Below are 17020 nucleotides of genomic sequence, written 5' to 3' on the forward strand. Positions count from 1 at the left end.
CCCGGTACGTCCAGTACAGGGGCGATCCTCCGCCTTGCGAGGCACCGCACCAGACGCCGCGGACTGATCCACGAAGATCGGCCGGACAGACCCTAGCTCCGTGCCCCGTACACATACGGAGTCGTCGTGGTCAGCGCGGCGAAGCCCAGCCGCTGGAGGATCGGGCGGCTGTCGTCGGACGCGTCGACCTGGAGGAGGCGGACACCGCGCGCCGCTGCGATCCCCGCCCGGTGGGCGATCAGGGCGCGGTAGATGCCGCGCCCCCGCCAGGCCGGGGCCGTACCGCCACCCCAGAGACTGGCGAACCCCGTGCCCGGACGGAACTCCATCCGCGCCGCACAGACCGGCTCGTCACCGGCCATCGCCACCACCGCCACCAGCGAATCCGGGTCATCGGTCAGCCGGGCCAGGACCTGGTGGTGGATCCGTGAGCCGTCCTCGCCGAACGCCGCCTCGTGCGCGCGGGTCATGAGGGCCACCCCGGCGGCATCGGTGACGGGCCGCAGCTCTACCCCCTCGGGCAGCCGCACCTCGGCCGGCAGCGCCCGGACCTCCGCGACCATCAGCGTCTCCGGCGGCTCGGGCACGAACCCGGCCGCCAGGAGCCGGTCCGCCAGATCGGCCGGGCCGTCATGGGCGTACAGCTTCCACTCGAACTCCCGGTCCAGCGCGGTGAAATGGCGCACCTCCCCGGCGATGGCCGCATCGGCTCCGGCCGCGTCCAGGGCCGACCAGACGACGCCGTTCCAGCTGCCGGCGTCCGGACCGGTCTGCCGCACCACATCGCCGACCCGCTCGACCACACTGCCGGGTCCCTCCGGCGGCGCGTCCCGCCGCATCCGGAGATCGAACGCCGCCCGTACCGCTTCGAGATCCATCCGGTCACCCAACAGCCGGGCCCCGCACGCCGCAACCGGGTTTCTCCGCAACAGATCCGCAAAGAGTCTTGTGCACTCCATGTGATGCGCGTAGACAACCAGTGACCTGCAGTCCGTCACCACCAGAACCGGAGCACACGCGTATGCCCTCCAGACTCGCCAGGATCTCCGCCGCCACGGTCGCCCTCGCCGCGGCCGGCAGCGCCCTCTACGGCATCGGCGTCGCCACGGCCGACAACTCCGTGCCGCGGACGGACCGCGAGATCCCGAACATCACCAAGGTCGAGGACAGCATCACCGCCTACTACGGCGGCAAGCCCGACGCGTCGGGCGCCTACCAGGCCTCACCGAAGAGCAACTACGCCAAGCAGGTCGCCGGTATCGAGGCACGGGCGAAGCGGCAGATCGCGGAGGCCGCCCACCACAACGGGCACGGCCGCAAGCCCGCCATCGTGCTCGACGTGGACGACACCACGCTCCTCACCTACGACTGGGAGAAGAAGAACGGCTTCGCCTACAACGCGACCGCCTTCAACGACTACGTCCAGAGCGCACGGTCGATCGGTGTCTTCGGGATGCCCGGCGTCGTCAACTACGCAGCGAAGAAGGGTGTCACGGTCTTCTTCCTCACCGGACGCGACGAGTCGCAGCGCACCGCGTCGGCCACCAACCTGACCCGGGCCGGCTACCAGGTGCCGGTGGACAGGTCCCACTTCTACCTCAAGGACCAGACCGCCGCTCCGTCCTATCTGAGCTGCGCACAGCCCAAGTGGACCTGCACCACGGTCCAGTTCAAGGCCGGGACCAGGAAGCACATCGAGTCGCTCGGCTACCGCATCGTCGCCAACTTCGGTGACCAGTACTCCGACCTCAGCGGCGGCTACGCCGACAAGACGTACAAGCTCCCGAACCCGATGTACTTCCTGCCGTAACCGGTGCGGCGAGGTCCGGTCCTGTCCCGTCCGGCCGGACCCGCTCCGGCCCCGTCAGACCGTCGGGGCCGGAGCCGTACGCCGTGCCCTGACCGTCTCGTACCGCAGCGCCACCCCCGTCACGACCGCACCGGTCCCCTCCCACAGCCCCACGCCGATGAACCCGGCCGGCGCGCGGCCGGACAGCACGGCTGTGGTGAAGACCGCGAAGGTCAGCAGCCGGAACGGGACCGTCCAGCGGAAGAAGGCCCGCCAGTCGGCGGCCGCCGCCAGGACGTAGTACACGCCCATGTTCACCGCGGCCATCGAGGAGGCCGTGATGAAGGTCCGGGTGTAGTCGGACGACGGGCGGCCGGACGCGGGGGCGGCGAAGCCCATGGTCCTGAGCAGCGTGTCGGGGGAGATCAGGCCCAAGGCGCCCAGCACGACGGCGAGTACGCCGAAGACGGCCATGGTCCAGCCGGACGGGGAGCGGGGCAGTCGTATGACCATGGCGGCACCCTACGGCCAGGACCGCCCGCCGCGGGCGCCGGCGGATCACCGGACCGCTACTTCTTCAGCGCCGCCGCCATCATCTTCTGCGCCACCGGCCCCGCGAGACCGTTCCCGCTGACCTCGGCGCGGGCCGCGTCCGAGTCCTCCACCAGCACCGCGACCGCCACCTCCTTGCCGGTCGACTTGTCCTTCGCGTACGACGTGAACCAGGCGTACGGCGTCTTGCTGTTGTTCACACCGTGCTGCGCGGTGCCGGTCTTGCCGCCCACCACCGCGCCGGGGACCTTCGCGCTCGACCCCGTGCCCTGCTCGACGACCGTCTGCATCGCACTCTGCAGCTGGGACGCGGTGGACGCCGAGACGATCCGCTTCGACGGCTCCTTCTCGTAGGACTGGAGGGTGTTGCCGTCACCGTCCGTCACCTTGGAGACCATGTGCGGACCGGCCATCATCCCGCCGTTCGCCAGGGCGGACGTCACCATCGCCATCTGGAGCGGGGTCGCCGTCACATCGAACTGGCCGATGCCGCTCAGCGCCGTCTGCGCCTTGTCCATGTGCGAGGGGTAGGTGCTCGGCCACGCGCGCACCGGCACGTCCTGCTTGGAGTCGTTGAAGCCGAACTTCTCCGCCATCGCCCGCACCTTGTCCTGGCCCAGGTCGTCGGCGACCTTGGCGAAGACGGTGTTGCAGGAGTATTCGAGGGCGGTGCGCAGCGTCGCGTTCTCGCAGGGGTCGGAGGCGCTCTCGTTGGTGAGGTCCGTGGTCGTGCCGGGGAGCCGGTACGGGTCGGGGCTGTCGGTCTTCTCGTCGATCGAGGAGAAGAGCCCGTCCTCCAGCGCGGCCGACGCGACCACCAGCTTGAAGGTCGACCCCGGGGGCAGCGGCTGGCGCAGCGCACGGTTGAGCATCGGCTGGCTCTTGTCGCCGGTCAGCTGCTTCCAGGCGTCGCCGTCCGTCGTACCGCTGATCTTCGACGGATCGTAGGACGGCGTGGAGACCATGCCGAGGATCCGGCCGCTCTTCGGGTCGATGGCGACGGCCGCGCCCTTCTTGCTGCCGAGCGCCTCGTATCCCGCCTTCTGCACGGCGGGATCGATCGTCGTGAGGACGTCACCGGGCGCGGTCTGCTTGCCGGTGAGGGCGTCGACCGGGTTCTTCAGCCGGGTGTCCGTCCCGTCGAGGACATCGCTGTAGATCCCTTCGAGCTGCGTCGATCCGTACGCCTGCGAGCTGTACCCGGTCACGGCCGAGTACAGGTCGCCATCGGTGTACGTACGCCGGTAGGCGAGGTCACCGCTGTCCGTCCGCTTCGACCCGGTGACCGGTTTGCCGCCCACGACGATGTCGCCCAGCGGGTTCGCGTACTGGGCTATGGCGGTCCGGCGGTTGTTCTTGTTGTCTGCGAGGGCCTTGGTCTCGTACGCCTGCACCCAGGTCGCCCGCCCGAGCAGGGCGAGGACCAGGAGCAGGCAGAAGACCGAGGCGCGCCTGATTGTCTTGTTCATCCCGTAAGAGGACGAACGGGAGCGGCGGCGCCGTTCCCCTCCGGCGGGATTCTCAGCGATCTCTCATCCGGGCCTCCGGGACGCTCGGACGGGCCGGCGGGACCGGTCAGAGCCGCCGGGTGGCCAGGGTCAGCCGGTCGCGGGCGTCGAAGAGCGCGTCCTTGACCATCTGCTCATGGCCCGGGGTGAGCCGGGCCACCGGCACCGAGCAGCTGATCGCGTCGCGGGCGGGGGTCCGGTAGGGGATCGCGACACCGAAGCAGCGCAGCCCTAGGGTGTTCTCCTCGCGGTCCACCGCGTACCCCTGCTCCCGGACGAGGTGCAGCTCCTCGATGAGCTTCTCGCGGTCGGTGAGGGTGTGCTCGGTCAGCTGCGGCAGGGTCTCCGGCAGCATCTTGCGGACCTGCTCGTCACTGTGAGTGGCGAGCAGCGCCTTGCCCAGCGAGGTCGAGTGCGCGGGCAGCCTGCGGCCGACCCGGGTGAAGGGGCGCAGATAGTGCTGCGACTGGCGGGTGGCCAGATAGACGACGTTGGTGCCGTCGAGGCGGGCGAGGTGGATGGTCTCCGTCGTGTCGTCCGAGAGCCGGTCCAGGGTGGCGCGGGCCGCCGCGACGACCTCGTCGCCGTCGATGTACGACGTACCGACCAGCAGGGCGCGTACGCCGATGCCGTACCGGGTGCCGGTCGCGTCGGTCTCCACCCAGCCCAGCTCCACCAGCGTGCGCAGCAGCATGTAGAGGCTGGACTTGGGGTACCCGACGGCCTCCTGGACGGATGCGAGCGAGTGCATACCGGGGCGCCCGGCGAAGTACTCCAGCAATTCCACCGTCCGCACCGCGGACTTGACCTGCGCCCCACCTGCTGTCTCGGCAGTCGACATTCGACTCGGCCCCTCTTGTCAATGCTGAACGCGCGTTATTAGAGTTCCGGGGGAATTCACCATCGGGAACTTTGTTCAGAATACCGAACAACTTTACCGAACAACCCGTGGTGCGGCAGTGGTTTGCGGCAGTGGATCTGGGAGGACGTTCGCGGTGGCAGCAACACCAGTCTGGAGTGTCGACCCCCGAACCGGGAAGCAGCGTGAGCAGGTCGCGGTGGAGGCCACGACCGGCGAGGTGGACCAGGTGGTCCGCGCCGCCCATGCCGCACGTGCGCCACTCGCCGACCGTAGAGTACGGGCAGCCCTGCTGCGCGCCGCCGCCGACCTGCTCGACGAGGCAGGGCCCCATGTCATCGAGGCCGCCGACGCCGAGACGGCGCTCGGACCCGGCCGGCTCACCGGTGAACTCGCCCGCACCACCGCCCAGTTCCGGGCCTTCGCCGACGTGGTCGACGAGGGCTCCTTCCTCGACATCCGTATCGACCACCCGGACGCCGGCGCCACCCCGCCCCGGCCCGACCTGCGCCGGTACAAGCTGCCGCTGGGCGTGGTCGCGGTGTACGCGGCGAGCAACTTCCCGCTGGCCTTCTCGGTGCCCGGCGGCGACACCGCGAGCGCGCTCGCGGCCGGCTGCCCGGTGGTCGTCAAGGCGCACCCCGACCACCCCGCCACGTCGGAGCTCTGCGCCGCCGTGCTGCACCGGGCCGCCGAGCAGGTCGGACTCGACCCTGCGGTGGTCTCCGTGGTGCACGGCTTCGACGCCGGGGTGGCGCTCGTCAAGCACCCGCTGGTCGCGGCGGCCGGATTCACCGGCTCGGTGCGCGGGGGTCGCGCCCTCTTCGACGCGGCTGCCGCCAGGCCGGTCCCGATCCCCTTCCACGGTGAGCTGGGCTCGCTCAACCCGGTCGTGGTCACGGAGGCGGCGGCCGCCGAGCGGGCCGACGAGATCGGCGCGGGGCTCGCGGGCTCGGTCACCCTCGGCACCGGCCAGTTCTGTGTGAAGCCGGGCTTCGTGCTCGCGCCCACCGGTCCGGCCGGCGACGCCCTGGTCGAGGCGCTGACCGCCGCGGTCAGCAACAGCGAGGCCGGTGTTCTCCTCGACCACCGGATGCGGGAGAACTTCCTCGCGGGCGTACGCGAACGGGCCGCCCTGACCGGGGTCGACGCCCCGGTCACGCCAGGGGCGGGCGGCGAGCACACCGTCAGCGCGGGCTTCCTGACGCTGTCCGCCGGGCTGCTCGCCGACGACGGCGAGCACGATCTGCTCCTGGAGGAGTGCTTCGGCCCGGTCACGGTCGTCGCACGGTACGGCTCGGCCGACGAGATCACCGCGGTGCTCTCCCGGCTGCCGGGCAATCTCACCGCGACCCTCCAGGTCTCCACGGCCGAGGCCGCGGGGGACGGCGCGGACGGGGCCGCCGATGCCGCCGCGCTGCTCGACCAGCTCACCCCGCTCGCCGGACGGGTACTGGTCAACGGCTGGCCCACCGGGGTCGCGGTCGCCCCCGCCCAGCACCACGGCGGCCCCTACCCGGCCACCACCTCCACCTCGACATCGGTCGGCGGCACCGCCGTCGAGCGCTGGCTGCGCCCGGTCGCGTACCAGGGCACCCCCGACGCGCTGCTCCCGCCGGAGCTGCGCGAGAGCAACCCGCTGGGTCTGCCCCGCCGTGTCGACGGGCGGCCCGAATGACCCCGCAGAGCCGGGTGGCCCCGGTGACCCGGCTGCCCGAGCTGCCCTTCCCGCTGGCCCCGGAGGGCCCGCAGGCCCCCTGGTCGTACCGGGAGGGGACGCTCGCGGTGCGCGCCGGGGCCTGCGAGGACCTGTTCGTACCCCCTTCGGGAGACTCGCCCGACCCCGCTTCGGACGCGCCCAGGCTGCTCGGTACGCCGCCGCCCGGCGACTTCCAGCTGATCGCCAGGGTGACGGCCCGGTTCGCCGGGGCCGGGGACGCGGGCGCGCTCTATCTGGAGACCGGCGAACGGGAGTGGGCCAAGCTCTGCTTCGAACTCTCCCCGGACATCCCCACCGTCTGCTCGGTCGTGACCAGGGGGTACTCCGACGACGTCAACTCGTCGGTGGTGGCGGGCGACAGCGTCTGGCTGCGGATCAGCCGCACCGGAAAGGCATTCGCCTTCCACGCGTCGGAGGACGGCGAACGCTGGACCTTCGTCCGGTTCTTCGCCCTCGGCGACGCCGACGCGGCAGCCGCCGCCCGGATCGGCTTCCTCGCCCAGTGCCCGATGGCGGACGGCTGTGCGGTGACGTTCGACTCGCTCGCCTACCGGGACCACGCGTTCAGGGCGCTGCGCGACGGGAGTTGACGGCGGGGCGAGGGGGCGCGCCGCTCCCGCGGCCGTCCTGCAACCGCTGCGGAACCGGCCGCGTCCCCTCCACCATGACATCCGTCTCTCTGATCCGACCGGCCCGCCCGGAGGACATCGACACCATCGCCGCACTCCACGCGGCGGCCCGTGCCACGTACTACGAAGGGCGCATACCGGTCGAGGAGTACGCGAGCCCCGGGGTCCACGCCCAGGTGCGGGAAGGCTGGGCCGCCGCGATCGCCCGGCCGGACGGTGAGGTGCTCTGCGCCGAGACCGGGGGCATCGTCGCCGCGGTCACGTCGTTCCGGGCCGTCGAGGGGGACATGGTCCTCAAGCAGTTCCACGTCGACCCGGCCCGCTGGAGCCGGGGCATCGGGGGAGCCCTGCACGACGCCGTGGTGGCCGCCTGGCAGCGGGACGCGGTGCGGGAGGCCAGGCTCGACGTGTACGAACACAACCTGCGCGCCCAGCGGTTCTACGCCCGGCACGGGTGGCTGCCGGACGAGCCGGCGGCCGGCGAGCCAGGCGGCGACCACCTCTGTCTGCGGCTGGACGTCCCGGCCGCAGTAGCCCGGGGCTGAGGCCCGCTCCGGTGCCCCGGAGCTGAGGCCCGCGCCGCGACCGGTGCCTGTCACGCCTCGTCGGCCGGTGCCGCTCCCCGCTGCCCCGGCCGGTGGACGTCGAGGTGGGCGGGGGTGCGCGTCAGGGGAAGTTTCCGCACGAACGCCCGGCGCAGCGCGTGGTACGGCGCGTCCGGATCGTCGAAGGTGGCGGCCATCCGGGCCAGTTCGTCCGCCCGGTACGCCGCCAGTGGCCTGAGCGCCTCCTCGCGGTCGAACTCCGCCTTCTTGGCGGCGGCCCGTGACTGCGCGCCGGATGACGACGCCAGGCGCGCCGCGATACGGGTGACCGAGGCCGGGAAGTCCTGCGGGCCGCACTCGACGATGCGGTCCACCAGACCGATACGCTGCCCGGCTGCCGCGCTGACCGGAAGCGCGCGCCGCATCAGCTCCGCCGCGACGTCCGCACCCGTACGGCGCGGCAGGGAACGGGTCCAGTACTCGGATCCGTAGAGACCCATCAGCCGGTAGTGCGGGTTCAGCACCGCGCCCGCCCGGCACCAGACCTCGTCGGCGGCCAGCGCCAGCATCGCCCCGCCCGCCGCGGCGTTGCCGCCGACGGCGGAGACCACCAGACGGTCGGTGGTCCGCAGCACGGCCTCCACCAGGTCGTCCATGGCGTTGATGTTGGCCCAGGACTCCGCCGCCGGATCGGTGGCCGCCTCGATCACGTTGAGGTGGATGCCGTTGCTGAAGAAGTCCCGGCCGCCGCCCAGCACCAGGACGGATGTCGGCCGGGTGAGCGCGGCCCGGTAGGCGGCGAGCAGCCGCCGGCACTGCCCGGTGCTCATCGCGCCGCCGGGGAACCCGAAGGTGAGGATCCCGGCCTGCCCCTCCTCCCGGTACCGGATGTCGCTCCAGGTGCGGCCCGGGTCCTCCGGCCACCGGGGCGCGGGCAGCTCGGGCAGCTCCGGGAGCCGGTCGCCGAGCGCGACGGTGGCGGGCAGCTTGTACGCGGGCGGCTCGCCCGGGGCCCGCCGGGGCCGCAGCTCGGGGATCCACACCGCCCCGTCGGCCGTCGCCCGGCAGACGGCGCCGTCACGGGTGGCCAGCAGCTCTCCCGGCCGGCCGCGCAGCCCGTCCTCCGGGTGGCCGCCGTGCAGGAACCACTCACCGCCGAGCAGTCCGTCCCGTACCCCGGGGTTCGAGTCGGCGGCGCGCAGCTTGCGTACCACCAGGTCGGTGGGGTCCGCCCGCCAGTCGACGCGGCGCTGCTCCTGCCGGAGATACGGCCGGGTGCGGGCGATGCCGTGCCGCACGGGCCGGGGCCGCTGCGGCTCCGGCACATATGTTCCGGACGCGAAGCGCTCGACGGCCCGCTGGACGGCGCGCAGCGCGGCGTCGGAGATCTCGTTGCGGTAGAGGTCGCTCTTGCCCACCGCGGGCACCGGGCAGTCGGCGGTGGCCCACACGTCCCCGCCGTCCATGACCGCGCCGGCCTGCAGAACGGTGACGCCCCACCGGGTCACGCCCTCGTGGATCGCCCAGTCCAGAGACGAGGGTCCCCGGTCGCCGACCGGCCCCGGATGCACGACCAGGCAGGTGTGCGCCTCCCAGATGTCCCGCGGGACGGCCGTCTTCAGCAGCGGGGCGACGATCAGCTCGGGCCGGTGCCTGCGGACGGCCTCCCGGAGCGCCGTGTCGTGCACGGCGGGGTCGGGCAGCGCGAGGGCGACGGGCACGGTGTGGCCGTGGTCCCGCAGCTCGGCGTGGACCCGCTGCGTCAGGCTGTTGAAGGCGCTCGCGAGGAGCAGGATGTGCACGGCGGTCTCCCGGTGGTCGGACGCTCCGCGGCCGGGGCGGGGCCGCGACCGCCTGCGATGGTCGGCCACCCGGACGGCGCACGGCGGGGCACCGGGCCGCGGAGTCGCCCGAAAGCGGAGCGCCGTGGGCCATCTGCGGCCCGGCGGGGCGGCCTTCGCGTCCTGAGGCGGCCTTCGCGTCCTGAGCGAGGAGAGGTGGCGCAAGCGGCTCACCGGCGCGGACCGGCGGGCCCTGTCCCGGTCGTTCTCGGCCCGCGTGAACCCCTGCGGCCGGTTCGGCCTGTACACGAACTCCCACCCCGGCCTCGCGGTTGTGGTGTCAGGCCCGGGTGGCCCGGCCGGGATCGTCGGTCAGCGCGGCCGCGGTCAGGGTGAGGTGCTGGACCAGGACCGCGGCTGCGGTGTCGGCGTCGCGGGCCAGCGCCGCCTCCTCCAGCCTGCGGTGTTCCTCGGCGCCGTCCCGGCCGGGGTTGCGGTGTGCCGACCAACGGCGGGCCAGCTCACTCGCGGTCCACAGCCGGTCGAAGGTCTCCAGCAGTGCGCGGTTGCCGCACCCCTCCAGCAACGTGCGGTGGAAGCCCCGGTGAGCCTCGGCCCAGGCGCTGGTGTAGTACTCGCCCTCCGCCGGCCCGTACGCGGGAGTGCGCACCAGACGGTGGTGCGCGGCCCGCACCCGGGCCTCCCAGTCGACGTCGCCGCGCTCGATCGACATGCGCAGTACGACCGGCTCGACGGTCCGGCGGGCTTCCGCGATCTCCTGCCAGCGTCGGTCGGAGAAGGCCGGGACCGCGAAACCGCGGTTGGGCAACCGGTCGGCGAGCCCCTCGCCGACCACCCGCACGAGCGCCTCGCGCACCACGGCCAGACTCACGCCCTGCTCCCTGGCAAGATCCTGCGGCTTGAGGGGGGCGCCGGGGGCGTGGTCCCCGCGCATGATCGCGTCCCGCAGGTGTGCGTAGACCTGCTCGGAAAGCATCTGCTTCCCCGGCGGGGTCGAGGAGTGCGCCGTCTGAGTCATGAGCCCATCCTAGACGATCCACTTGATAATCGATTATCGATGTTATGGTCGATTCGGTACCGATCAGGGCGCTCCGCCCGGAAAGGAAGGACCGCTGTGTCTTCCGACGACCCCTGTGCCCGCCTCCCCGGTGCGGACTCGTCCGTCCGCACCGGCGACGGCCCGCTGGACCTCAGCGCCGTCCGTGACGTCAGCCGCGCCGTCAGCGCCGCCCACCTGTTCATCTACCTCGCTCCCGAGGGCGCCGAGCAGGCGGCCGAACTCGGCGTGACCGACTACGGGCCGGTGTATCTGGCCCTCCGGTCGGCCGCGATGGGTGCGGTTCCGTGGCGTGTCACACTCGCGGCCTTCTACAACTTCAGCCCCCGGGCGGTGCAGGCCATGGCGGGCGTGTGGGACGCGGCGCCGCCCGAGCGGTGGCAGGCCGCCCGCTTCCTGGCCGCCGGACGGGCGATGCGGCGCGTCGGCGTATCTCTCACGGACGACCACCTCGCCCAGGCACATGCGCTGATCGGCCCGGTCGTCGCCGGTGCCGACTACGCCGGCAAGGTGCTCGCCGCCGCGAACGCCTCGCTCCCGCTTCCCTCCGATCCTCTCGTCGCGCTGTGGCAGCAGATCACGGTGGCGCGCGAGTGGCGTGGTGACGCCCACCTCGTCGTACTCGCCGACAACGGCCTCGGCCCGTGCGACTGCCTCGTGCTGCACACCGCGACCGGCACCCTTCCGAGAGCCCTCGCGCAGACGACCCGGCAGTGGAACGACGAGGAATGGGGCGCGGCGCAGGCACGCCTCGCCGCGCGTGGCTGGCTCGACTGCTACGGCGCGCTCACCGACGACGGCCGCGCGGCACGCGAGCGCATCGAAGTGGAGACGGACCAGCACTGCGCCGCGCTGTGGGCGCCGATCGGCAACGCGGGCGTCCGCCGCTTCGCCTCGCTCATCGCGCCGGTCACCGACGCGTTCACCGCGGCAGGGACGTTTCAGGCCGTCCGCGGACAGTCTGATCCCGCATAGGGACGGTCCTTTGCGCAAGCAAGATCAGCAAGAGGCGGCCGAACAGGCACGCCCGGGGGAATGCGCCGGCCCGCGCACCTGTTCTCACCGGGGGCGCGGGGTTTCCCGCGCCGTACGACTCTGGAGAGATGAAGAACATGCGCGTCGAGATCTGGAGCGATATCGCCTGCCCCTGGTGCTACGTGGGCAAGGCCCGGTTCGAGAAGGCCCTCGCGGACTTCCCGCACCGTGACCAGGTCGAGGTGGTGCACCGTTCCTTCGAGCTCGACCCGGGGCGGGCGAAGGGTGACACCGCACTGGTCCTGGAGATGCTCGGCGAGAAGTACGGGCTGAGCCCGCAGCAGGCGCAGGAGGCCGAGAACAACATCGCGGCCAACGCCGGTGCGGAGGGGCTCGGCTACCGCACGGCGGGCCGTGACCACGGGAACACCTTTGACCTGCACCGGCTGCTGCACCTCGCCAAGGAGCAGGGCCGCCAGGACGAGCTGATCGGGCTGTTCTACCGGGCGAACTTCGCCGGTGAGCGGTCGGTGTTCGACGGCGACGCGTATCTGGTGGAGCTGGCCGTGGAGGCCGGGCTCGACGCCGGGGCGGTACGCGCGGTGCTCGCCGACCCCACGGCCTACGCCGACGACGTACGGGCCGATGAGCGCGAGGCGGCCGAACTGGGGGCCAACGGCGTGCCGTTCTTCGTGCTGGACCGGAAGTTCGGTGTGTCCGGTGCGCAGCCCGCCGAGGTCTTCACCCAGGCGCTCGGCCAGGCCTGGGACGCGGAGCCCCGGCTCGCGGCGGTCGGCGGGGACGGCGGGGTCTGCGGCCCTGACGGCTGCGCGGTCCCGGCGGCGGGGGAGCGGGGCTGAGCCGTCCGGGCGCAGAGCCGGGCTGTCCGGTGGGCATCTGGTCCCCGGCCTTCGGTTCCCCGGGCCCCCGGTTCCCCGGGGCGCCGGGGCCGCCCGGTGACGGGGTCCGGCTGCTCGTGACCCGGGCGGGCCGGGTCCCGGACTCCGGGTCCCGGCCGCCGGGATCACTCGTGTCCGAGTGTGTGCGCCAGGTCGTGGAAGGCGCGGCGTACCGCGGTGATGCCGTCCCCGTCCCTGCTGGGATGCACCCGGTTGGTGAGCAGTACCGCGTACCGCCCGGCCGCCGGGTCGACCCACAGGCTCGTACCGGTGAAGCCGGTGTGCCCGTACGAAGCGGGCCCGAAGGAGTCGCCGACAGGGGAGCCGGCCGGGTCCTGGCCCTGCCAGGCGAGGCCCCTGCGCAGCGCCAGACCGTCCGTGTGCCCCGCTGTCATCAGGGCGTACGTGGCGGGGCGCAGGATCTCCCGAGCCCCGCCCGCCAGTGACCGGCCCAGCCGTTCCATGTCGTGCAGCGGGGCGAAGAGCCCGGCGTGGGCGGCCACCCCGCCGAGCACCACGGCGTTCTCGTCGTGCACCTCGCCGGTGACCACCCGGCCGCGCCACGGGCAGTCCTCGGTGGCCACCGCGCGTGCCCGGCCCGCCGCGTCCGGTGTGAAGCAGGTCTCCGTCATTCCCAGCGGCGCACAGACCAGTTCCGTCACCAGCCGGTCGAGCGGGCGTCCGGTGGCGGCCTCCGCGATCAGCCCGAGCAGGATGAAGCCCTGCGACGAGTACTGGACACGGGTGCCGGGCGGAGCCGTCAGCGGCAGCTCCCGTACGGCGTCCAGCAGCGCCGCCCGGGTCGGGTTGTCCCGGTAGAGCGGCACCTGTCCGGGCAACCCCGAGGTGTGCGTCATGAGTTGATGGAGCGTCAGGTCTGCTTTGCCGCCGCCCCGGTAGCCGGGCAGATGCGCGCCGACGGTGTCGGTGAGCGCGAGGGCGCCCGCGTCGACGAGGGCCATCACCGCGAGACCCGCGATCGGTTTCGTCACCGACGCCAGATCCCAGAGCTCGCTGCCGTCGAGCCCGGGACCGGTCCAGCTCCGGGTTCCGGTCCAGCCCCGGTCCAGCGGGCCATCGGCGGTACCGGCCGACCAGGCCGCTCCCGAGTACACCCCGCGCTCCCGCCCGGCGGCGAGCAGTTGGGCGGGCCGGCCCGCGCCCCCCGCCGTGTGCGTACTGTCCTGGCCGCTCATGCGCGGTCACCTCCGCGCGCCGCCGTACCTCCGACGACGCCCAGCGTGGGGCCGCCGCTGCCGAGGCCCGCCGAGACGGTACGGGCCGCCGCGCGCACCATCGGGCCGAACACCCCGGCGCTCTCCGGATCCAGCGTGAAGGTCAGCCCCGAGACGCCGATCGCGCCCACCACCCTCCCGTCCCCGTCCGTCACCGGCGCGGCCACCGCGCGGACGTCCTGCTCGTGGTACTCGTCGTCGACCGCGTAACCCCGCTCCGCCGTACGGGCCAACTCCTCCCGGATCGCGTCCGGTTCGGTGGGCGTGCGCGAGGTGAGGGCGATGAGCGGGGTCTCTTCGAGCACCGCCGCCACCTCTGTGTCCGGCAGTGCCGAGAGCATCGCCAGGCCCGCCGCGGTGCAGTACAGCGGGGTCTCGCCGCCCGGCCGGGTGCTCAGCCGGTACCCGCGTACCGGTTCCGACTGCTCCAGGTGGACGGCGGTCGCCCGGTGGCGTACCGCGTAGTACGCGAGCAGGCCGGTGCGGGTGCGCAGATCGGCCAGCGCGGGGCGCACCAGCCGGAGGTCGTCCCCGGTGTCCAGCGCCGCGGCGGCCAGGCCCAGCAGCCGGGGCCCGGCGCGGTAACTGCCGCCGTCCGCGGGCTGGGCGAAGCCGTATTCGGCCATGGTCCGCAGATGGCGGTGGACCGTCGGCTTGGTGAGCCCGGTGCGCCGCGCGATCTCGCCGAGGCGGTGCGGGCCGCCCGCCTGTACCAGTGCCTCCAGTACCTCCATCGCTTTGTCGACGGGGCCCTTCCCGGGCTCCTGCTCGCTCGATCGGGTGTTGACCGTGTTCGGCATGACGCCTAGCTTAACCCCATCGCATTCCATCTTCCGGAACGGAAGTGTTGTTCAATGGAACGAATACGTCAGGGGTGGGCCGTGGACCGCAACCACCCGTCCCGCCGCGACGTGGTGCGGCTCGGCGGTCTGCTCGTCCCGGCCGTCGCCGCCCCTGCTCTCCTGACGGGGTGTGGTGCCGACCCCGCGGGCAGTGCCGGCAATGTCCTGCGGGTCTCGCAGCCCAGCGACGCCACCACGATGGACCCGCAGAAACAGGGCGACATGGTGTCGATGAACGCCCTGATCAACATGTTCGACACCCTCACCACCCGGGGCCGCGACAACAAGCTGCATCCGCGTCTTGCGCTCTCCTGGACGGCCCGCTCCGCACACACCTGGCGCTTCCGGCTGCGCCCCGGCGTGCGGTTCCACAACGGCGAACCCTGTGACGCGGCGGCGGTGAAGTTCAGCATCGAGCGGCTGCTGGACCCGGCGACCAAGTCGCCCATCGTGGAGCTGCGTTACGTGAAGAGCGTGAGCGTCGTCGACCGGCTCACGGTGGATGTGCACACCTCGCTGCACGACCCGATCCTGCCCGACAAGCTCTCCCTGTTCGGCGGAGTGGCCGTCCCGCCCCGTTACATCGCCAAGGTCGGCGACGAGGGGTTCGCCGCCCACCCGGTCGGCACCGGCCCCTTCACCTTCGTCAGCTGGCAGCGCGACCACCAGCTGCGGATGCGGGCCAACACCAAGCACTGGCAGGGCAGGCCGCACGTGGACGAACTGGTCTTCAGCCCGGCGCCCAACCCCTCCTCCTCGCTCGCGGCGCTCCAGAGCGGCGGCGTCGACCTCGTCGCCGGACTCACCCCCGACGCCGCACAGCAACTGGCCGGGTACGCCGGGGTGACGCTGGAGAACTACCCCGGCATCCGCACCTCGTACCTGTCGCTGAACACCCTGGACGGCGGCCCGCTGGGCGACCACCGGGTGCGGCAGGCGCTCAACCACGCGATCGACGTCCCGCTGCTGATCAAGGCGGTGCTGGGCGGCAAGGCCCGCGAGGTCCCCGCGATGATCCCGCGCGGCGCCTACGGCTTCGACCCGTCCGTCAAACCCTTCACCCGCTCGGCCGCGAAGGCCCGCGCCCTGCTCGCCGAGGCCGGATACCCGCACGGCTTCTCCACCACGCTCACCGCGTCCAACGCCGACTCCAACGTCGCCGAGGCGATCTCCGGGCTCCTCGCCCGCGCCGGGGTGCACGCCCGGGTCGCCCTCCTCGACCCCGGTACGTACGCGGCCCGGCTCACCTCCGACAACCACGGTGCGCTCGGCCCGATGTACCTGGCCGCCAGCACCGTCTGGACCCTCGACGGCGAGAGCATGCTCCAGTCCGTAGTACGCAGCGACCGCAGGCAGAGCCGCTGGCACTCCAAGGAGGCGGACCGGCTCATCGACACCGAGGAGCTCTCGGTCGACCCCGCGGAACGCGCCCGTGCCTTCTCCGACCTCCAGCGGCTGATGCGCGAACAGGCCCCCTTCGTCTTCCTCTACCAGCTCGACAACATCCTCGCCCGCAACGCCCGGCCCCGGTGGAAACCGGGGGCCGCGGGCTCGCTGGCTCTGCAGAACGCGGAGGTCACGGTATGAGCGACCTGTCCCTGCGGGAACCGGAAGCGACGGAACCCGCCGCGAGGCCGGACGGCACGGCCCGCACCGGCCGCGACCGGGCCCGGCTGCTGCGCGGCGTCCTGGTACGGCTCGGCACCGCGGTGCTCGTCCTGCTGTGCACGGCGACCGTCTCGTTCTTCCTGGTCCGGCTCTCCGGCGACCCCGTCAAACAGCTGCTCCCGCCGGACGCCACCGCGCACCAGGAGTCGGTGCTGCGGGCGAGCCTCGGCCTGGACCGGCCGCTGCTCACCCAGTACCTGGACTTCCTCTGGGGGCTGCCCCGCCTCGACTTCGGCAACTCCCTCTTCTACAACGAACCCGTCAGGACCGTGCTGGCCGACCGGCTGCCCGCCACCCTCCAACTCGCGGGCGCCGCCCTGGTGGTGACCCTGGTCGTCGCCGTGCCCGCCGGGATATTCGCGGCCATGCGGCGCGGCCGGGCCTCCGACCGCGGTGTGATGACCGGGGTCCTCCTGGGGCAGTCCACACCGCCCTTCTGGGTGGGCATCCTGCTGATCCTCGTCTTCGCCGTGGGACTGCACGTCCTCCCGGCCTCCGGATACGGCACCTTCGCCAACCTCGTACTCCCCGCGGTCACCCTCGCCGTCTACTCCGTCGCGGTCGTCGCCCGGCTGCTGCGGTCCTCGCTGATCGACGTGCTCTCCTCCGACCACATCCGTACCGCACGGGCCAAGGGGTTCGGACCGGTGAAGGTGGTGCTCAGGCACGGACTGCGCAACGCCTCGCTGCCCGTCATCACCGTCGTCGGCCTCGAAGTGGGCAGTCTGCTCGGCGGCGCGATCCTCACCGAACAGGTCTTCTCCTGGCCCGGGGTCGGACAGCTGACGATCGAGGCCATCTCCAAACGCGACTTCCCGCTGGTCCAGGCAACGGTGCTCTTCTTCGCCGCCACCTTCGTCGTGGTGAACCTGCTGGTGGACCTCTCCTACAGCTTCCTCGACCCGAGGGTGAGGTCAACCAAGTGAGCCCGCTGCGCCCC

16 protein-coding genes are annotated in these 17020 nt (G+C 72.5%); 8 read left to right on the top strand and 8 right to left on the bottom strand.

Going from position 1 to position 17020, the window contains the following annotated elements; all coding sequences use genetic code 11:
* Positions 1-92: 92 nt before the first annotated feature.
* The gene (locus tag ACWGKJ_RS26475) at positions 93-878 is read right to left on the bottom strand and encodes a GNAT family N-acetyltransferase (RefSeq protein WP_385031690.1); all 786 of its coding nucleotides are present in this window, start codon (positions 876-878) and stop codon (positions 93-95) included.
* Between the two features lie 143 nt (positions 879-1021).
* On the opposite strand from ACWGKJ_RS26475, the gene ACWGKJ_RS26480 reads away from it, so the two are divergent.
* A complete protein-coding gene (locus tag ACWGKJ_RS26480; protein WP_385031693.1) occupies positions 1022-1810 on the top strand; it encodes an HAD family acid phosphatase in 789 nt (262 codons plus the stop codon).
* A 54-nt stretch (positions 1811-1864) separates the two neighbouring features.
* On the opposite strand, the gene ACWGKJ_RS26485 is transcribed toward ACWGKJ_RS26480, so the two are convergent.
* The 3 genes from ACWGKJ_RS26485 to ACWGKJ_RS26495 form a co-directional block, all read right to left on the bottom strand.
* On the bottom strand, positions 1865-2302 hold the full coding sequence (locus tag ACWGKJ_RS26485; protein ID WP_385031696.1) for a hypothetical protein: 438 nt from the start codon (positions 2300-2302) through the stop codon (positions 1865-1867).
* A gap of 56 nt (positions 2303-2358) precedes the next feature.
* Complete coding sequence (locus tag ACWGKJ_RS26490) at positions 2359-3810, bottom strand: peptidoglycan D,D-transpeptidase FtsI family protein (protein WP_385031700.1); 1452 nt, start codon at positions 3808-3810, stop codon at positions 2359-2361.
* Between the two features lie 106 nt (positions 3811-3916).
* Complete coding sequence (locus ACWGKJ_RS26495) at positions 3917-4690, bottom strand: IclR family transcriptional regulator (protein WP_385031703.1); 774 nt, start codon at positions 4688-4690, stop codon at positions 3917-3919.
* 154 nt (positions 4691-4844) lie between these two features.
* Between ACWGKJ_RS26495 and ACWGKJ_RS26500 the strand changes: the two genes are divergently transcribed.
* The 3 genes from ACWGKJ_RS26500 to ACWGKJ_RS26510 all read left to right on the top strand — a co-directional run bounded on the left by ACWGKJ_RS26500 (position 4845) and on the right by ACWGKJ_RS26510 (position 7602).
* Positions 4845-6386: an aldehyde dehydrogenase (NADP(+)) gene (locus tag ACWGKJ_RS26500; RefSeq protein ID WP_385031706.1), complete on the top strand. Its 1542-nt coding sequence runs from the start codon at positions 4845-4847 to the stop codon at positions 6384-6386.
* Positions 6383-7018, top strand: a complete 636-nt coding sequence (locus ACWGKJ_RS26505; RefSeq protein WP_385031709.1) for a DUF1349 domain-containing protein — start codon at positions 6383-6385, stop codon at positions 7016-7018. The genes ACWGKJ_RS26500 and ACWGKJ_RS26505 overlap by 4 nt, the downstream gene beginning before the upstream one ends.
* 74 nt (positions 7019-7092) lie before the next feature.
* Complete coding sequence (locus tag ACWGKJ_RS26510) at positions 7093-7602, top strand: GNAT family N-acetyltransferase (RefSeq protein ID WP_385031712.1); 510 nt, start codon at positions 7093-7095, stop codon at positions 7600-7602.
* 50 nt (positions 7603-7652) lie between these two features.
* Here the strand turns inward: ACWGKJ_RS26510 and ACWGKJ_RS26515 are convergent, their stop codons facing one another.
* Together ACWGKJ_RS26515 and ACWGKJ_RS26520 are read right to left on the bottom strand one after the other, a co-directional pair.
* Positions 7653-9404 carry an enoyl-CoA hydratase-related protein gene (locus tag ACWGKJ_RS26515; RefSeq protein ID WP_385031715.1) on the bottom strand — a complete coding sequence of 584 codons (1752 nt, stop codon included), beginning with the start codon at positions 9402-9404 and terminating at the stop codon, positions 7653-7655.
* A gap of 319 nt (positions 9405-9723) precedes the next feature.
* The gene (locus ACWGKJ_RS26520; protein WP_385031718.1) at positions 9724-10422 is read right to left on the bottom strand and encodes a GntR family transcriptional regulator; all 699 of its coding nucleotides are present in this window, start codon (positions 10420-10422) and stop codon (positions 9724-9726) included.
* A 165-nt stretch (positions 10423-10587) separates the two neighbouring features.
* Here ACWGKJ_RS26520 and ACWGKJ_RS26525 point away from each other — a divergent pair, with 165 nt between their 5' ends.
* Together ACWGKJ_RS26525 and ACWGKJ_RS26530 are read left to right on the top strand one after the other, a co-directional pair.
* Complete coding sequence (locus tag ACWGKJ_RS26525; protein WP_453315835.1) at positions 10588-11436, top strand: SCO6745 family protein; 849 nt, start codon at positions 10588-10590, stop codon at positions 11434-11436.
* Positions 11437-11573: 137 nt separating this feature from the next.
* A complete protein-coding gene (locus tag ACWGKJ_RS26530; RefSeq protein WP_385031757.1) occupies positions 11574-12296 on the top strand; it encodes a DsbA family oxidoreductase in 723 nt (240 codons plus the stop codon).
* Between the two features lie 164 nt (positions 12297-12460).
* Here the strand turns inward: ACWGKJ_RS26530 and ACWGKJ_RS26535 are convergent, their stop codons facing one another.
* Both ACWGKJ_RS26535 and ACWGKJ_RS26540 read right to left on the bottom strand, forming a co-directional pair.
* Entirely contained in the window at positions 12461-13531 is a 1071-nt protein-coding gene (locus ACWGKJ_RS26535) for a serine hydrolase domain-containing protein (RefSeq protein WP_385031724.1), read from the bottom strand.
* Positions 13528-14370 (bottom strand): IclR family transcriptional regulator, encoded by an 843-nt coding sequence (locus tag ACWGKJ_RS26540; RefSeq protein ID WP_385031727.1) that lies wholly within the window; start codon positions 14368-14370, stop codon positions 13528-13530. The genes ACWGKJ_RS26535 and ACWGKJ_RS26540 overlap by 4 nt, the downstream gene beginning before the upstream one ends.
* Before the next feature lie 54 nt (positions 14371-14424).
* On the opposite strand from ACWGKJ_RS26540, the gene ACWGKJ_RS26545 reads away from it, so the two are divergent.
* Together ACWGKJ_RS26545 and ACWGKJ_RS26550 are read left to right on the top strand one after the other, a co-directional pair.
* A complete protein-coding gene (locus tag ACWGKJ_RS26545; RefSeq protein WP_385031730.1) occupies positions 14425-15999 on the top strand; it encodes an ABC transporter substrate-binding protein in 1575 nt (524 codons plus the stop codon).
* Positions 15996-17006: an ABC transporter permease gene (locus ACWGKJ_RS26550; RefSeq protein WP_385031733.1), complete on the top strand. Its 1011-nt coding sequence runs from the start codon at positions 15996-15998 to the stop codon at positions 17004-17006. The genes ACWGKJ_RS26545 and ACWGKJ_RS26550 overlap by 4 nt, the downstream gene beginning before the upstream one ends.
* The last annotated feature ends 14 nt before the right edge of the window (positions 17007-17020 follow it).

This window comes from Streptomyces sp. NPDC054757 (assembly GCF_053612185.1).

What these genes read in the sequence shown, in the direction of transcription:
- ACWGKJ_RS26475 (WP_385031690.1), bottom strand. Translation starts at nt 878, where the DNA reads ATGGATCTCGAAGCGGTACGGGCGGCGTTCGATCTCCGGATGCGGCGG.
- ACWGKJ_RS26480 (WP_385031693.1), top strand. Translation starts at nt 1,022, where the DNA reads ATGCCCTCCAGACTCGCCAGGATCTCCGCCGCCACGGTCGCCCTCGCC.
- ACWGKJ_RS26485 (WP_385031696.1), bottom strand. Translation starts at nt 2,302, where the DNA reads ATGGTCATACGACTGCCCCGCTCCCCGTCCGGCTGGACCATGGCCGTC.
- ACWGKJ_RS26490 (WP_385031700.1), bottom strand. Translation starts at nt 3,810, where the DNA reads ATGAACAAGACAATCAGGCGCGCCTCGGTCTTCTGCCTGCTCCTGGTC.
- ACWGKJ_RS26495 (WP_385031703.1), bottom strand. Translation starts at nt 4,690, where the DNA reads ATGTCGACTGCCGAGACAGCAGGTGGGGCGCAGGTCAAGTCCGCGGTG.
- ACWGKJ_RS26505 (WP_385031709.1), top strand. Translation starts at nt 6,383, where the DNA reads ATGACCCCGCAGAGCCGGGTGGCCCCGGTGACCCGGCTGCCCGAGCTG.
- ACWGKJ_RS26510 (WP_385031712.1), top strand. Translation starts at nt 7,093, where the DNA reads ATGACATCCGTCTCTCTGATCCGACCGGCCCGCCCGGAGGACATCGAC.
- ACWGKJ_RS26520 (WP_385031718.1), bottom strand. Translation starts at nt 10,422, where the DNA reads ATGACTCAGACGGCGCACTCCTCGACCCCGCCGGGGAAGCAGATGCTT.
- ACWGKJ_RS26530 (WP_385031757.1), top strand. Translation starts at nt 11,574, where the DNA reads ATGCGCGTCGAGATCTGGAGCGATATCGCCTGCCCCTGGTGCTACGTG.
- ACWGKJ_RS26535 (WP_385031724.1), bottom strand. Translation starts at nt 13,531, where the DNA reads ATGAGCGGCCAGGACAGTACGCACACGGCGGGGGGCGCGGGCCGGCCC.
- ACWGKJ_RS26540 (WP_385031727.1), bottom strand. Translation starts at nt 14,370, where the DNA reads ATGCCGAACACGGTCAACACCCGATCGAGCGAGCAGGAGCCCGGGAAG.
- ACWGKJ_RS26545 (WP_385031730.1), top strand. Translation starts at nt 14,425, where the DNA reads ATGGAACGAATACGTCAGGGGTGGGCCGTGGACCGCAACCACCCGTCC.
- ACWGKJ_RS26550 (WP_385031733.1), top strand. Translation starts at nt 15,996, where the DNA reads ATGAGCGACCTGTCCCTGCGGGAACCGGAAGCGACGGAACCCGCCGCG.